This is a genomic window from Paenibacillus sp. sgz302190, from assembly GCF_059820445.1.
Genome location: NZ_JBZYAO010000034.1, coordinates 75,695 through 92,614, shown reverse-complemented (window position 1 = coordinate 92,614; position 16,920 = coordinate 75,695). Strand labels below are relative to the sequence as shown.

Annotated in this window: 10 protein-coding genes; all 10 read right to left on the bottom strand. The window is 50.0% G+C overall.

The window, feature by feature from the left end:
* Nucleotides 1–3,088, bottom strand: a 3,088-nt coding sequence (locus tag AC6RNO_RS28125) for a chitobiase/beta-hexosaminidase C-terminal domain-containing protein (protein ID WP_497107519.1), incomplete at its 3' end; no start/stop codon positions are given.
* Entirely contained in the window at nucleotides 3,085–3,246 is a 162-nt protein-coding gene (locus tag AC6RNO_RS28120) for a hypothetical protein (RefSeq protein WP_474684710.1), read from the bottom strand. The genes AC6RNO_RS28120 and AC6RNO_RS28125, both read right to left, overlap by 4 nt.
* A gap of 607 nt (nucleotides 3,247–3,853) precedes the next feature.
* Nucleotides 3,854–3,991, bottom strand: coding sequence for a hypothetical protein (locus AC6RNO_RS28115; RefSeq protein WP_497107518.1), 138 nt, complete (start codon nucleotides 3,989–3,991; stop codon nucleotides 3,854–3,856).
* 409 nt (nucleotides 3,992–4,400) lie between these two features.
* Nucleotides 4,401–8,996: an S-layer homology domain-containing protein gene (locus tag AC6RNO_RS28110; protein WP_497107517.1), complete on the bottom strand. Its 4,596-nt coding sequence runs from the start codon at nucleotides 8,994–8,996 to the stop codon at nucleotides 4,401–4,403.
* Between the two features lie 155 nt (nucleotides 8,997–9,151).
* The gene (locus AC6RNO_RS28105; RefSeq protein WP_474684707.1) at nucleotides 9,152–10,282 is read right to left on the bottom strand and encodes a response regulator; all 1,131 of its coding nucleotides are present in this window, start codon (nucleotides 10,280–10,282) and stop codon (nucleotides 9,152–9,154) included.
* Nucleotides 10,283–10,290: 8 nt separating this feature from the next.
* On the bottom strand, nucleotides 10,291–13,395 hold the full coding sequence (locus tag AC6RNO_RS28100; RefSeq protein WP_497107516.1) for an ATP-binding protein: 3,105 nt from the start codon (nucleotides 13,393–13,395) through the stop codon (nucleotides 10,291–10,293).
* A 462-nt stretch (nucleotides 13,396–13,857) separates the two neighbouring features.
* Entirely contained in the window at nucleotides 13,858–14,196 is a 339-nt protein-coding gene (locus AC6RNO_RS28095; RefSeq protein WP_497107522.1) for a low molecular weight protein tyrosine phosphatase family protein, read from the bottom strand.
* A gap of 48 nt (nucleotides 14,197–14,244) precedes the next feature.
* A complete protein-coding gene (locus tag AC6RNO_RS28090; RefSeq protein ID WP_497107515.1) occupies nucleotides 14,245–14,685 on the bottom strand; it encodes a hypothetical protein in 441 nt (146 codons plus the stop codon).
* Nucleotides 14,686–14,726: 41 nt separating this feature from the next.
* A complete protein-coding gene (locus tag AC6RNO_RS28085; protein WP_497107514.1) occupies nucleotides 14,727–15,599 on the bottom strand; it encodes a hypothetical protein in 873 nt (290 codons plus the stop codon).
* Nucleotides 15,600–16,381: 782 nt separating this feature from the next.
* The gene (locus AC6RNO_RS28080) at nucleotides 16,382–16,873 is read right to left on the bottom strand and encodes a hypothetical protein (RefSeq protein ID WP_497107513.1); all 492 of its coding nucleotides are present in this window, start codon (nucleotides 16,871–16,873) and stop codon (nucleotides 16,382–16,384) included.
* Nucleotides 16,874–16,920: the final 47 nt, after the last annotated feature.

Genomic DNA, 16,920 nt, shown 5'->3' with positions numbered 1-16,920 from the left:
CTGTCGGCGTCGCCGTCTGCGGCATGATCGTGTAGCTTTCGCTCATCTCGGCACTATTGGTCATGCCCGATTTTACCGCAATCGCCTTGATCGTCATCGCGCTTGTCACGCTGATCGGCGTGCTGTAAGCCGTACTGCTGGCGGTTGGCGTGCTGCCGTCGGTCGTATAGTAGATCGTCGCTCCAGAAGTGGACGTCGACAACGCTACGGTCGTGCCCGACGCTACCGCGCCGCCGGACGGATTCGCTGTCGGCTTCGCCGCTTGCGGCATGATCGTGTAGCTCTCGCTCATCTCGGCACTATTGGTCATGCCCGATTTTACCGCAATCGCCTTGATCGTCATCGCGCTCGTCACGCTGATCGGCGTGCTGTAAGCCGTACTGCTGGCGGTCGGCGTGCTGCCGTCGGTCGTGTAGTAGATCGTCGCTCCAGAAGTTGCCGTGGACAACGCTACGGTCGTGCCCGACGCTACCGCGCCGCCGGACGGATTCGCTGTCGGCGTCGCCGCCTGCGACATGATCGTGTAGCTTTCGCTCATCTCGGCACTATTGGTCATGCCCGATTTTACCGCAATCGCCTTGATCGTCATCGCGCTCGTCACGCTGATCGGTGTGCTGTAAGCCGTACTGCTGGCGGTTGGTGTGCTGCCGTCGGTCGTATAGTAGATCGTCGCTCCAGAAGTTGCCGTCGACAACGCTACGGTCGTGCCCGACGCTACCGCGCCGCCGGACGGATTCGCTGTCGGCTTCGCCGCTTGCAGCATGATCGTGTAGCTCTCGCTCATCTCGGCACTATTGGTCATGCCCGATTTCACCGCAATCGCCTTGATCGTCACTGCGCTTGTCACGCTGATCGGCGTGCTGTAAGCCGTACTGCTGGCGGTCGGCGTGCTGCCGTCGGTCGTATAGTAGATCGTCGCTCCCGTCGTGGACGTTGACAACGCTACGGTCGTGCCCGACGCTACCGCGCCGCCGGACGGACTCGCTGCCGGCATCGCCGCTTGCGGCATTGCGGTGATTGGGCCGGACTTCACTATCCTTCCACCTAATCCCACCGCCACATACGTGCCGTTTCCACAGATGACGCTATATAGATGATACATAATGCCGCTCATTCGGCTCGTCCAGTTCGCCCCGTCGCTGGAGGTCACAATCGTTCCACTGTTCCCCACCGCCACATACGTGCCATTTTCGTAGGTGACGCCATTTAGCTGATTCGGAGTGCCGCTCGTTCGGCTCGTCCAGCTCGCTCCGTCGCTGGAGGTTACAATCGTTCCACCTAATCCCACCGCCACATACGCCTCGTTTCCGTAGGTGACGCCATATAGATAATTCATAGTGCCGCTCGTTCGGCGCGTCCAGCTCGCTCCGTCGCTGGAGGTTACAATCGTTCCACCTAATCCCACCGCCACATACGCCTCGTTTCCGTAGGTGACGCCATATAGATAATTCATAGTGCCGCTCGTTCGGCGCGTCCAGCTCGCTCCGTCGCCAGAGGTTACCATCGTTCCACCTGCTCCCACCACCACATACATGCCGTTTCCGTAGGTGACACCATTTAGATTACTCATAGCGCCGCTCGTTTGGCTCGTCCAGCTCGCTCCGTCGCTGGAGGTTACAATCGTTCCACCTAATCCCACCGCCACATACGTGCCGTTTCCGTAGGTGACGCCAGATAGTTGATTCGTAGTGCCGCTCGTTCGGCTCGTCCAGCTCGCTCCGTCGCTGGAGGTTACAATCGTTCCGCCTGCACCCACCGCCACATACGACCCGTTTCCGTAGGTGACGCCATATAGATTATTCGTAGTGCCGCTCATTCGGCCCGTCCAGCTCGCTCCGTCGCTTGAGGTTACAATCGTTCCGCCTGCACCCACCGCCACATACGCCCCGTTTCCGTAGGTGACGCCATATAGATTATTCGTAGTGCCGCTCGTTCGACCCGTCCAGCTCGCTCCGTCGCTGGAGGTTACCATCGTTCCACCTAACCCCACCGCCACATACGCCCCGTTTCCGTAGGTGACGCCGTGTAGATTATTCGTAGTGCCGTTCATTCGGCTCGTCCAGCTCGCTCCGTCGCTGGAGGTTACAATCGTTCCACCTGCTCCCACCGCCACATACGTACCGTTTAAGTAGGCCACACCTTGAAGATTATTCGTAGTACCGCTCGTTCGGCTCGTCCAGCTCGCTCCGTCGCTGGAAGTTATAATCGTTCCACCTACTCCCACCGCCACATACGTGCCGTTTCCGTAGGTGACGCCAGATAGTTGATTCGTAGTGCCGCTCGTTCGGCTCGTCCAGCTCGCTCCGTCGCTGGAGGTTACCATCGTTCCACCTAATCCCACCGCCACATACGTGCCGTTTCCGTAGGTGACGCCAGATAGTTGATTCGTAGTGCCGCTCGTTCGGCTCGTCCAGCTCGCTCCGTCGCTGGAGGTTACCATCGTTCCACCTAATCCCACCGCCACATACGTGCCGTTTCCGTAGGTGACGCCAAATAGTTGATTCGTAGCGCCGCTCGTTCGGCTCGTCCAGCTCGCTCCGTCGCTGGAGGTTGCAATCGTTCCTCTTGCACCCACTGCCACATACGACCCGTTTCCGTAGGTGACGCCAAATAGATGATTCGTGCCGTTCGTGCCGCTCGTCCAGCTCACTCCGTCGCTGGAGGTTACAATCGTTCCACTGTTCCCCACCGCTACAAACGTCCCGTTTCCGTAGGTGACGCCATTTAGATTACTCGTAGCGCCGCTCGTTCGGCTCGTCCAGCTCGCTCCGTCGCTGGAGGTTACCATCGTTCCACCTAATCCCACCGCCACATACGTGCCGTTTCCGTAGGCGACGCCATATAGAGCATTTGTAGTGCCGCTCGTTCGGCTCGTCCAGCTCGCTCCGTCGCTGGAGGTTATAATCGTTCCACCTACTCCCACCGCCACATACGTGCCGTTTCCGTAGGTGACGCCAGCTAGATTATTAGCTGTTGGCAACGGACTCCGGATATTCCACTCGTCAAGAGAATCTGCAAAAGCATACTGAGGAATATTGGCTGCAATTAAAAATAATACCATGACTATCGAAATCCAACGTTTGATCATTGTTTTCTTCCACTCGCCTTTCCCTGCATTCCTTTGATCGTATTCTCAAACTTTTCAACATAAATCATGTTATACTCGGGAAACACATCCTTGCCTGTCAACGTCGCCTTCTGCAGCATCTTTGTCGTCGTTTTCGTTTCGCTTTTGCTGTTTTCCACCTCGTCATCCAAATATTTAAAGCGTTGTTGAATACAGCTATTTGAGGCTTGACTGCCGGGTTTTAAAGCATCCGCGTTCAACCCGTTCGTACCGCCGCCGTCTACTAGCGACCCGAATACATTCGTTTCATTCGGTGGATCACTCCCATGCTGATTTCACTACCAAGGCATTATAACGGGAGCGATGTTGCAAAATTGTTGCAAAACAAAAAGGAACCCGCTCCGGTCGGATTACAGGTTCCTTCATGCGATATGGGTCAATCCGTTTAGGCGCGAAGCAACGCGGTAAGCGTATCGCCCGGCAAGGCCCCCAGCTCGGTCTTGATCAGCTCGGCTACGCTTCATAGTAGGCGGCCGCGCGTTGGGAACCGCCGATGCGATGGTGCAGCTTCAGCGCCGCTTCCCGCAGTAATTCGTCGTAAGGGTCGTGTCCGACTAGCAGATCGGCCAGCCGCAGCGCCTTAAACGGCTCCGTCTCGGCTTTCTCGTAATACTGGGGCAGCTTTTTCCCAAGATGCAGGAAATAATGGCGATACTGCTTGCGGTAAGGCTCACACCAGGCACTGTCGAACTCTTGCAGGAACGGTCGGCTACAGCGGTGGACGAGCTACTCGACATGGGCCAGATTATCCGGGTCCGGCTCGACGGCGTCCAGCTCGAAAAGCTCCAATTCCACCGCGTCCACAGCCGGCGCTTCATCGGACAAGACCAGCCTGTAGCCATTCCTGACAGAAGCCAGCGCCATCCCCGAACGGCAATCCCGTAACGTCTTGTTGATTCTGCTAACCGTGCTTCACAGGTTGATGCCTGCTTTCTCCGTATTCTGGGCCGGCCAGAGCGTCTCGAACAGTTCCCACTTGCTTGACCTCCTTCTCCCAGGGCTGCAGCAGCATATAAGCGAGCAGCTCCGCGCACTTGGATGTTACCCAGCGAACCGGCTCCAGACCAACATACAAATAATGTGCGAACTTGCCGAACAGCGCGGCGACAGCCGTCCGTTGTCCGCCGCTGCCGACACGACCGTTGCCGTCTTGAAAAGGTTGAGTGCTCTCAATTTCATGATGTAATCGAAAAAAGCAATCCCTCCCCCATGCGGAATGTGTCCACCAGGGAAGGGAATATGGGATCTCTTTGGGTTGACTACTGATTTCTAATTAAATCAGACCCGATTTTTGCAACAGTTTCTGAATAATCATTGCCACTTCAGCTCTGGTCATGTTGGCTTTCGGCGCAAGTGCAGCACCGTTTCTTCCCTCTACAATCCCTGCTTGCACACTATCCGCAACGCTGCTTAGCGCCCACTTGGGTACGGCTGTCGCATCTCCAAACGGACGAAGTGCCGTATCTGCCGATTGAACGGAAAGCTTGTCTTTCAATCCGGTGACCTTCATCGCTTTGGAGAGCACTACCATCGCCTGTTCGCGCGTAATTTTGTCATTCGGTCGGAATGTTCCATCCTCGAAGCCCGTGATCAGATTGTACGTATAAGCAGTGTTGACCGCGCCGCTGTACCAATCCGTTGCCTTCATATCCGAGAATGGCGTCGCTCCATTATCCGGTTTGAGCCCCAAACCTCGAACGACGATAGCCGCGAACTCGGCGCGCGTAATATCCCGGTCAGGACTGAACTGGCCGCCCCCAGTGCCCTGAATGACCATCCGAGTTCCCATATCATTGATGGCGTCTTTCGCCCAATGTTTCGCAACATCGCTGAATTCAAGCGGATGCCAGACGACGGAGTAGGTGCTGTTGGTCAAGCTGTTGATTGTTGCGTAATACTTGCCATCGATCACATCAATCTTAGTCGGAACGTGGCGGACCGTTCCATCAGATTCGACCACAACGCCCGTCGTAATCTTGCTCGGGTCAACGCCATCCGGGATCGCAATCGTTCTACGCACATAGGCGTTGAATGTGGATACTTCGATGGTCTTCTCTCCGTATGAGGCTCTAACCGTAAATTCTACCGGCGGAACGACAAGCGTGAACGCGCCCTTCTCTGCCGCATCTTCTACTACTTTCACCTTATCCGCTGTTGGCGCCGCAACCTCGATTTGTACCTTAATATCCTGCAAGGCAACTGACTTGCCGATCTTGTCGGATACAGCGTCGATATTGATCTGCTGAGCAGGAAGTGTGTATGTCGCTTTGTCCGTTTTAATCGCTACAACCGCCTGCTTGTCTTCCAGGTTCTTCACCATTAGGCCATTCAGTTCGCCGATGAAGACATCGGACTTGGCGGCAATCGGAATGGTGATAACAGCGCCTTTTTCTTCCGCCGCGAGCTTGTCCTCCAGTTTCTTCTGATCGACGACAATCGTAGTCACGGTCTGGTCGTTTCGCTTACTTGCGGAGGCTGTTCCCGCAGTTTCTACTTTCCCGTTAACAAATATCTCTACACCGTTATTGGTTGTCGCCGGTGTCGTGGAAACGCCGGAACCAGATGAGATACGATCCTGCGCGAATGTCGCCGTTACGCTCAAGTTTGCCGTAATGTTCGTGTCCGTTCGCGTCGCTTGCGTGTTGCCATCGCTCCAACTGGCGAAGTGATAGCCGGGATTCGCCACTGCCGTCACGGCTGTGCCGGAACCGCCACTGCTCACCGTCTGCGTCACATTGCCTGTGATCGTGCCGTTCGCACCAGCCGTGTAGGTCAGGGTGTAGGCGGGATTGCCCAGCTTAACCAAGCCGTCCGCGGTAAAGGGAATCATCCAAACGCTATCGCCGTCGAATACCCCGCCCCGGAAAGGCATGGGGCCTCTATTGATCCCATCGGGCCAATTACTGTATCCGGTCATCTCACCCGTAACTGTATTCATCTTGACGACAGAAGAATTTGCCGAGGCAGAGACCATCCAGATATTTTGGCCATCGAATGAACCGCCAAAAAAATATTTTTCCGTTAATCCATCCGGCCAAGCATTGTAACTCGTCATGGTACCGTCGGTTGTATTCATTTTGATAACCCGATCTGCATTAGAAGGGATCATCCACACATTTTGGCCGTCGAAAATTCCTCCCGTGAACCTTGCTGTATTTTTCGAAAAATCGGCGGGCCAGTTACTATAAGCTGTCATAGTTCCGGTTTCTGGATTGATTTTGATCACTTGATTGGCTTCAGAGGGAATTAACCAGACATTCTGTCCGTCGAAAAGACCGCCGCCAAATGCATAAGTGCCATGAATGAATCCGGCGGGCCAGTCCTCGTACCCTGTCATCACCCCGGTAACGGTGTCAAGCTTAATTACTTTGTTCACTTTATAAGGGACGAACCAAATATTCCGCCCGTCAAAAACCCCTCCCATAAAAGCGGTCGCGCCAATGGAAGTCGTCCCTTCGGGCCAGTCACTGTAACCCGTCATTTCCCCAGTGTTTTTATCTACCTTTATAACCCTGTCAGCGCTATAGGGAATGAGCCAAATGGAATTCCCATCGTACACTCCCCCCTGGAAAGCCTGAATAGACTGAAAAGGATCGCTCGGGGTTTTGGTAAATCCGCTAGGCCAATTGTTGTAAGCGGTCATCGCACCCGTATCTTTGTCCACCTTAAGCAGGCTATCGGCGGAATATGGAATCATCCAGATGTGTTGTCCATCGAATACCCCGCCGGAAAAAGCAAAGCTTCCTCTTGAGAGATTGCTAGGCCAATTCTTGTACACGGACATCCTCACAGTGGATCCAATTGGCGCGGGTGCAATTGTGCCGCTATAACCAATGCCGTCTTGATTAAAAATGGTTGAACCTGCCGCGGTAACGGTTATCGTCGCTGTCCCTTTTTTGCTGCCATCCACTGTTGACGTTGCCGTGATCGTATAATTCCCCGGAAAGGCATTCGCCGCGACCGTCACGTTCCCCGTGCCGTCCACCGCCACTTTGTTGCTTGCGTCGCTGCTCGTCCATGTGACCGTCTCTGCCGCGCTTCCCACCGCATCTACCACGGCCGTGAGCTTTTTGCTTCCTCCTTGCACCACGCTTGCGCTGCTCGGGCTGACGCTCACGCTGTTGACTGCCGGCGCTGGGGCGGATTGTATAATCTTTCCAGTCATACCCACCGCCATATACGTTCCGCAGCCGTAGGTGACGCCCCTCAGAGGATTCGTGGTGCCGCTCATTCGGCTCGTCCAACTCGCACCGTCGCTGGAGGTCACAATCGTTCCACTTTCCCCCACCGCCACGTACATGCCGTTTGAGTAGGTGACGCCCCTCAGAGGATTCGTAGTGCCGCTCGTTCCGCCCGTCCAACTCGCTCCATTGCTGGAGGTTACAATCGTTCCATCTGCACCCACCGCCACATATATGCCGTTTTCGTAGGCGACGCCATATAGAGCTTTAGGAGTACCGCTTGTTTGGCTCATCCAGTTCGCTCCATCGCTGGAGGTCACAATCGTTCCAGCATCCCCCACTGCCACATATGTGCCGTTTGAGTAGGTGACGCTAAATAGATAATTCGAAGTGCTGCTCGTTTGGCTCGTCCAATTCGCTCCATCGCTGGAGGCCACAATCGTTCCATTGGCCCCCACTGCCATATACTTGCCGTTTCCGTAGGTGACGCCATATAGAGCTTTAGGAGTGCCGCTTGTTCGGTTCATCCAGTTCGCTCCATCGCCGGAGGTCACAATCGTTCCACTGTACCCCACCGCCACATAAGTCCCGTTTCCGTAGGTGACACCATATACATTATTCAGGTTGCCGCTCGTTCGGCTCGTCCAGCTCGCTCCGTCGCTTGAAGTTACAATCGTTCCATTGGCCCCCACCGCCACATATGTGTCGTTTCCGTAGGTAATACCATTTAGATCATTCGTAGTGCCTCTCGTTCGGCTCGTCCAGCTCACTCCGTCGCTGGAGGTTACGATCGTTCCATTGTACCCCACCGCCACATACGTTCCGTTTCCGTAGGTAACGCCAAATAGTTCATTCGTAGTGCCGCTCGTTCGGCTCGTCCAGTTCGCTCCGTCGCCGGAGGTCACAATCGTTCCATTGCCCCCCACCGCCAAATACATGCCGTTTCCGTAAGTGACGCCCTTCAGACTATCCGTAGTGCCGCTCGGTAGTCTCGTCCAGCTCGCTGCGTCGATGGAGGTCTTAATCATTCCATTGTTCCCCACCGCCACATACGTCCCATTTGAGTAAGTGACGCCAAATAGATAATCCGTAGTGTCGCCCGATCGGCTCGTCCAGCTCGCTTCGTCGCTGGAGGTTACAGTCACTCCAAGTGCACCCACCGCCACATACGTTCCGTTTCCGTAGGTAACGCCAAATAGATTATCCCGATGGTCGTTCGTTAGGCTCGTCCAGTTCACTCCGTCAATGGAAATTACAATCGTTCCACTTTCCCCCACTGCCACATACTTGCCGTTTACGAAGGTAACGCCATTTAGAGCATAAGTAGTGCCGCTTGTTCGGCTCGTCCAGTTCGCTCCATCGCCGGAGGTCACAATCGTTCCACTGGTCCCCACCGCCACATACGTCCCGTTTCCGTAGGTGACGCCCAATAGATGACTCGTAGTGCCGCTCGTTCGGCTCGTCCAGCCCGCTCCGTCGCTGGAGGCTACAATCGTTCCATCGGCCCCTACCGCAACATACGTACCGTTTCCATAGGTGACGCCATATAGAACATTACCCGTGGGCAACGGATTCCGGATATTCCACTCGTCAAGAGAATCTGCATAAGCATTCTGAGGAAGATTGGCCGCAATTAATAATAATACCATGACAATAGCTATCCAACGTTTCATCGTTCTTTGAATCATTTCCGAGATCCACCCTTCTTTGAATTCTTCGACAAAATATTACCGCATACGACATCATAGCTCGTGCGATGTTGCAAAATTGTTGCAAAAAGAAAAGGAACCCGATCCGTATGGACCACAGGTTCCTTTTAGCACGTCTATTCCATTTATGTATTTCAATCGGTCAATTTACAAAACAAAGCGGCAAGCGCATCGCCCGGCTTCGCACCCAACTCCGTCTTCAAAAGCTTGGCATACGCTTCATAATAAGCAGCCGCCCGCTTCTGGCCTCCTAGTTGATAATGGAGTTTCATCGCCGCTGCCCTAAGCGAATCGTTATAAGGATCATGGCCGACCAACATCTCCGCCAGGCGCAACGTTTTGAGAGGTTCCGTCTCCACGCTCTCATAATAAGAGAGCAACTTTACTCCAAGATGAAGGAAATACTGACGATATCGGTTCCGGTAAGACTCGCACCAATCGCCGCTGAACTCTTGCAGAACCGGAGGATTGCAGCGATAGACGAGCTGCTCGACGCGATTCAGGTTTTCCGGGCCGATCTCGACGGAATCGAGCACGAAGCGCTCCAATGAATCGGCATCGACAATGAGCGCATCATCGGACATTGTCAGCCGATACCCGTTTCTGACGGAGACGAGCGCCATGCCTGCATGGAGCTCCCTCAGCGTCTTGTTGACCCTGCTGACGGTACTTCGCAGATTAATGTCCGCCTTTTCCATGTTTTTCTCGTTCCAGAGCGCCTCGAACAACTGCCATTTGCTTACTTCCTTATCACCTTGCTGCAGGAGCATGTAAGCGAATAGCTCCGCGCATTTGGACGTCACCCAGCGAACCGGTTCCGGATTATCGCCGAGATAGACGGAAAACTTGCCAAAAAGAGAGACTGCCACTTGCGGGCTACCGGTCTTTCCCTGAGTCTCCACGCGCACTTTTCGTCTCTTCCTGATCCGCTCCAGCGAGCGGTTCAAATCTTCCTCCATAACCGGCTTCAGCAAATAATCGAGCGCGTTCACCCGAAAAGCATCGATGGCATATTGGTTGTAGGCGGTAATAAAGACGACTTCCGAATCAAGGTTGTCCGAATATACTTTCTCCGCGATATCCAGTCCGCTCATCTCCGGCATTTCGATATCTAGGAACAGCACATCAGGCCGCAACGCCTTCGTCATCTCCAACGCTTCATAAGGATTCGTGAAGCAGCCCAAAACTTCGATCCCCGCGTCAGTAAGAAGCCTGTCAATATGCTCTGCAATTAATCGTTCGTCGTCTACGACGATAGCTCTCATTTCCCCATTCACCCGCTTGGTCGGTCTGGTTGCTTACGAGAAGGAATCGAGATCGTCACTTTCGTGCCTTTCCCTTGAACACTCTCGAATTGCAGGCCTTGTCCGTATTCGTTCATGAGCCGTTTATGCACGTTGATAAGACCAATGCCTCCGCCGCCCGATCGATCCGGCGACAGGATCGTTTCCCGTTGTTCCGCGGACATGCCGACTCCATCGTCTTGAACCACAATTCGCAATCCCTGCTGCTCCGCAATCGTTTGAATGAGGACCGTACCTCCCGATATGCGCTTCATCAAACCGTGGCGGATCGCGTTTTCGACGAGCGGCTGAATGATCAGCGCGGGAATCAGCGTCTCCCTAGAAGCGTCCGTGTCCCATTCCACCTTCAACCGTTCGCCGAAACGCGCCTGTTCCAGTTCGACATAAGATTTCACCAGGGAAAGCTCTCGATTCAGGCTGACTTTGGCATGATGAGGGTCAAGATCGAAGCTGAGCCGCAAATAATTGCTGAATTCGCCCAACAGCTTGCCCGCCCGCGCTCCGTCGCTGTAACACAATGATATAATGCCGCTTAAAGCATTATAAATAAAATGCGGTTTGATCTGCGATTGCAAGAAGAGGGTTTCCACTTGAACGGCATGCTGAACCGCTTCCTTGAGCTGAAGCAACGTCTTCACCCGCGTCATTAACTCTCTGCCGTCGAACGGCTTCACCAGAAAGTCATTGGCTCCCGCTTCAAAGCCCGCGGCAATATCGGCAGGCGAATTGCGCACCGTCAAGAGAAGAACCGGCAGCTTGTATATCGGATGCTCGTCCCGAATGCGCCTGCACACTTCATACCCTGACATCTCAGGCATCATCACATCGAGAAGGACAAGCGACAAATCGCCTTGGCGCTCCTCAATCAGCCTGAGCGCGTCCGCTCCGTTGTAGGCCGCGAGAACTTCATAACGGCTTGGTGCAAGCAGCTCCCGCAGCACCTTAATGTTGGAGGCATCGTCATCGACGAGCAGAATCTTCACCTCGCCGGACCGCTCCGCCGCACGCGGCGAGGGGTCTTCAGCCGTCGGCGTGCCCGCTCCGGGTAGCGGTTGCAGCTCCAGATCGGCCGTGGCCTCTCCCTGGCCGGGCTCCCGTTCCTTCTGCGCAGCCGTTGCCTCCGGCAGCCGCAGCTCGAACACCGAACCCCGCTCCGGCTCCGACCATTGCAGCTCCAGATCGCCACCCATTTGCACCGCAAGCGCCTTTGATATTTTCAAACCCAGACCGGAAGAGTGATACGCCGAATCCGTTGGTTCCCCACCGCCGCCCATCAGATCGTCTGTAAAAAGCCGCTGCCGCCGCTCCGCGTTCATCCCGGCACCGGTATCCGCAAAAGTCAGACGAAGCCAGCCTTCTCGCGATTCTGCGGCCACCGCCACGCTTCCCCGTTCCGTAAATTTCAGCGCATTGCCGACCAGATTCACGAGTATTTGGTTCAGGCGGTTTTCGTCTGTAAACAGATAATAGGTTCCCGGCTGCACCTGATTGACCAGCCTCACCTGTTCGTTCCTGCGCAAATAGTTCAACGCTTCCAGAGTAGCCTGAACTGTGCCGCTGACATCGAAAATCCGGTTATGGAATGTCAGGCTTCGGCGCTGCAAACTCTGAAAATCGATAATATCGTTCACCAGCGTAGACAAGCGGGTCGCCTGGGCAATGATGAAATCCAGATTCTCACGCTGCCGCTGCGCTAATTCTACGCCACTCTGGTCGATGACCACCTGCGCCAGATTGATAATGCCATGCAGCGGCGTCTTGAACTCATGGGACGTATGGAGGAGAAATTCATCTTTTTGGCGATCGTACACGATCAGTTGCTCGGCCAACCGCTCGTTCCGCATGAACGCCTCACGAACCCGGTCCGACATGAGGAACGATTGCGATAGAACGAGAAGCAACGGCGTTACGATCATATAATACGGGTTGTCCAACGCCAACTGATAGCGTGTTTGGGCATAAATCCAACTAATGATGAGGAAAAATACGCCCAACAAAATATAGTAAACTTGAACCCCGCGATCCCGATAGCGGAAAATCCAGAAAAGAATGAAAGCGAAAGCGGTGATTTGCAGGACGATCCCCGACCAAAGAATATCGACCAAATATTCGTTAGGAATCGCGACCAATATGGCCAAATATCCATAAGAAATCCGGCACAGCCACTTAAATCCCAATCGTTCTCTATGGTCCAGGTACAGGTAGACATAGAGGGCAAATGTGAAGATCGAAAAGTAGGGCAGGATAAACAGCATTTTCTGCAAAAATAGAAAGGAAATCGTTGGGAACAAGGTCGCCATGACGATTTCGTTGTCGATGCTGAAAAATAACCCTAACGACAAGCAGAACAAACTGAAAAATGCGAGATAGGGCTCCTCCCACCATTGCTTGAACATACCTGCGAAATAAATCCCGAATACAAGCATCGTAGTGATGACAATCATGTCCGCCAGACGGGCATTGTCGCGTCTGCCCATTACGTCTGCTGTTAAACCAAATTCCGGCGCCTGCACCAGTCCGCCTTCCAGATAGCGGAAGCTAACCACTTGGATGATGATGTCAATAGTAGCGGTATCCGCTTTGATCGTACCGAAAAACGGCAGATTGCTAGGTACAAATCGATCTGCTGACAAATCCGGTATTCCGGTGCCGCCGAGGTCCGATCCCCCCATATATACGTGGCTGGACATGCGAATCTTTTTGGCTCTAAGGCTATAAAAATCCGGATCGCCAACCTTAATGTGCAGACGATATGTACCCGCGCCGTACCCGCTGCCGGAGGAAACTAGACCCTTCCAGCCTCCGGGAACGCGAACGATTCGGCGCTCCGCTTGCAGCGTTTCTCCATGGGCATGAAAATCTTGGGCAGTTAGCAGCTTGTTCTCATAAAACTCCCATTCTCCCCGCAACGGTATAATCCCTTGCTTTGCAAAATTCCATTGTCTTGCGTCCAACTCCCCTCCTCGCGCTTCCGGATACTGAAAAGCAGGATTTAGCCATTCATGGATGAATAGCAATGTAACAACGGTAAACACACCGATCATGCAGATCAATACCGTCAATTGTTTTCTCATCGTTCCCGTTTCCTGTCCCATTTTCATATTCGCACCAATTATCTACCGTTAATAATTGAACGTCACATCGTTAAATTCTCCTCGATTCGACATATTCCTTCATTTTATGCGAAAAGAGCCGGATGAAAGCTCAGACTCCTTTCACTTCGAGCCACTAGAGCCGGACCGGTTGGCCACCTGCTTTAGCCGTCAGCCGTAGAAAACGGCCAGAATCCGGATCGGCGGCCTGCGGAGCAAAGCTAATCGCATTGCCCAATCGACATCGGCAGGCTGTCCAAATACTCCCGCAAAATGCGCTCGGCGATATTTGGCCGGCATAATAATTGAAAAAACTCAAGCGGCAATACACTTGAGTTTATCATAATAGGAAAATGTGGCTCTAAATCACTGCGTTCTCACAAGCGACACACAGCACTCCACATGTGTCGAGACGGCGAAAGGGATATATTCCGATGGCTTTTATCATCCAAGTTCAATATACTCGGAAACTCTGGAATAAAGAATTCCAATGAGGTCTTCATCCATAAATTGATAATCATCAGGTATATCAAGACAGATAACTTTCTTATTTAAAAGTTTAGTCCCACATTTATCTCTCAGCCTACGGATGTGCTTTTTCTCCATTACAAAGATAATATCAGCCCATCCAACATGACCATATGTAACTCTAATTCGAGCATTTTCTTCTGTTCCAGCAGATTTAACATCATAACCATTATTTCCATGAAAAATCTTTTCAGCAGTCAAACTACGCCACTTATTTCTGCTGCAAATAAAAAGTAATTTTATCTTCTTCACCATCCATACTTCCATTAAAGTTTGTTTAATCACAACACACTATCATATGTGTTAAGCATTCAACAATGTGTATCCATTTTGCTTATGTTCTGTAATAACTAAGTTCTCTATCAGCCTTCGAATACTAGAATCTGATAAATTGTCTTCTGTGTAGACTCGATTGTTAAATAAGAACTTATGGATATGCATAATTTGAATATCAATAATGTATTGCTCTGTTTGATATTGCTCAAATGCGGTGTTCATCCTGATATTGGTTGTCTGAGATAACCCTGGTTTTAAGTAGCCTTTTAATCGGTCAGCAAAATTATAAGTTTCCCCAATATAGCATATATTGCATTCTTCTGAATATCTATACACATTCCAACGATATATGACAGGCTTTTTATAAACCTTTCTCATATAAGAATTTAACGGATTAGGAAAATAGTATACTTTGTTCATTTCTTCGTGTACTGGAATCCACTCAAATTCGAGTTCTAAGTTGTACATGAGTTGTCTCCTCATTATATCTCATGAAATTGTGTTGTTTATCATACTTCTCTGTATAGCCTGCCATTTTTGATAAAACTATTTCTATCGTAGAAACGAATCAAATCTTCCTTTGTTAAGTTTCTATTCGGCTTAATTTTACCGTGAATATATTTAATTGGATTATTATGATTAATTGAACTTGTAAATTCATCCCATGATGAATATCTACGTTGTAAATCTGAATACATTTGCTGATTCTTTTTCTCTATATCAAGGTTGAAACGAGGTATCATTTCTAATAAGCATTGAAGCATAAATGTCCCATGACCTTTTCTTTCAACATGTGAATTGAACTCATCTATTTCTAATCTGCCATCGCTATAATAAGTAACATCCATATAACTTCTGTTATGATGGTTTCTACACAACCCATATGATAAATACATTGTTGAAATTGAACTCGGGTTTTTAAACTCTGGCAAATAGACGCAAATAAGATCATCCTCAGAATCAAAATTTGCTTTGAGAAAATAATCTTTTTCTTTATTTTCTTTATACAGCTTTAACATATCATCAAATACTTCATTAACTGTTGAGAACTTTCGAGAGAAGTCTTTGAAACGATATTTTAATTTATTTTCATTATAAGCAAGTTCCTCAAAGGATTCCTCACAGTCGCTTGGAGCTAACGAACAAACAAAATCTTCATTACTTACTTGAGCTTGTTCAGTAAGTGGCACAGTGACTTTATAAAAGCTGCTCATAGACTTAATATCTAACAGTTTAATCATTAATGCCCTGTAATCTGATTGAATAAAATCCAAAGCGTTTGAGTAAATTTCAAGCTTTTTTTGTAAAGAAGCGTACTCATACTTATTGCATCTATGATTCAAATGCATTAGCTTGCAATTAATACTTTTGAGTATAGACATTTTGCAGCCGCCCTTATAAATTATCTTTTCTTACTATTCTAATACACACCAAAAAAATTTCCCGGCACACATGAAAGACGAATTTTATTTACTCGATTGAATTCTCTTCCTAAGACATAATATCAAATTAATTAAGTTTCCGATGGTCGTGCCTACCGCGATACTCATTAACATGTAAGCAAGAAAAAATAATATGAGAAGTCCTAACGCCGGACTATCTTCTTTTTTAGGCTGCATTTCTGAAAACACAGGGATAAAGATAAGCACAAACAAAATGCAAAAAGGAATTGTGAGAAAAGACATATACCACATTTTATTATTGAAAAACAAAATAACTACTACTGTGGTTATAAGGATAATAAAACTAAATGTGTAGTATATATAGCGATCACTGGGAACATCTCCATCTCCATACGCTAGACTAAAGAAAACAATATGCCACGTAAACGCTAGCACAGCACTTGTAATTACCGACATTAAAAACGAACTCATTTTAGGCCGACCTTTAATTAGATACAGCAATTATCACTCCCAGCATAGTCTCAATCACTTGAGTCTTCCAGAATCCATTTTTACATAAAACTTCTCTTTCATTAAGCATATTACAATCTTCCGAATGCAGGGTCTAAAGCAAAAGTTGTATCTTACTATAAGAACAACCACAATTATGTGGTTTACCTTTTCTGTTGATTGAGTAACTTCAATCATGTGTTCTGCTTCGTTAGTCATGAATTTTCGTTTCACCTTGTATCAATGGATCCGACTCCACCGAACACAGCAAATTAATCCTTGGTTATGAAAACATTGTTTTTTGGATCGTATTCTAAAGTGTATTCTTTGGCATCACCATTAAAATCTACCACATAAGATTGCTCAGTCATTTCTGTGCCTGAATCATTAATATTTCCTAAATAGACGGCGAGTTTCGAGAAATCGTGACTATTTGTCTCATCTAAGGAAGTAGTCAACATTGTAGTTATGAAGGGACTGCCAGATATCAATTGACCATTTATAACAACATCTTTAGACAGAAAGTTAACTGGTAAGTTATTATCAGGTTGATTTTCGATATTAGGATTATAAACGTTTGAGGTGTACATCGAATAACTATCTTCCCAAGAAACTGTGTTTTTCTCAAATGGGTTAAACGCAATCCATGAGACAGAATGATCATTATTAGTAGCTTGCTTGGCAATGATAATTTGTAGTCCTTCTTGTTGGATTTTGTTTAGGGTTGCCGAATCGAAATTGATATTAAGAGAGTAATTGCTCACTACCATTCCACCTTTCGCAGTTCACAAATAATGGGCGACATTAAGAT

Coding starts and splice junctions, on each gene's coding strand:
- AC6RNO_RS28095 (WP_497107522.1), bottom strand. CDS start 14,196: ATGGTGAAGAAGATAAAATTACTTTTTATTTGCAGCAGAAATAAGTGG.
- AC6RNO_RS28100 (WP_497107516.1), bottom strand. CDS start 13,395: ATGAGAAAACAATTGACGGTATTGATCTGCATGATCGGTGTGTTTACC.
- AC6RNO_RS28110 (WP_497107517.1), bottom strand. CDS start 8,996: ATGATTCAAAGAACGATGAAACGTTGGATAGCTATTGTCATGGTATTA.
- AC6RNO_RS28090 (WP_497107515.1), bottom strand. CDS start 14,685: ATGTACAACTTAGAACTCGAATTTGAGTGGATTCCAGTACACGAAGAA.
- AC6RNO_RS28085 (WP_497107514.1), bottom strand. CDS start 15,599: ATGTCTATACTCAAAAGTATTAATTGCAAGCTAATGCATTTGAATCAT.
- AC6RNO_RS28105 (WP_474684707.1), bottom strand. CDS start 10,282: ATGAGAGCTATCGTCGTAGACGACGAACGATTAATTGCAGAGCATATT.
- AC6RNO_RS28115 (WP_497107518.1), bottom strand. CDS start 3,991: ATGGCGCTGGCTTCTGTCAGGAATGGCTACAGGCTGGTCTTGTCCGAT.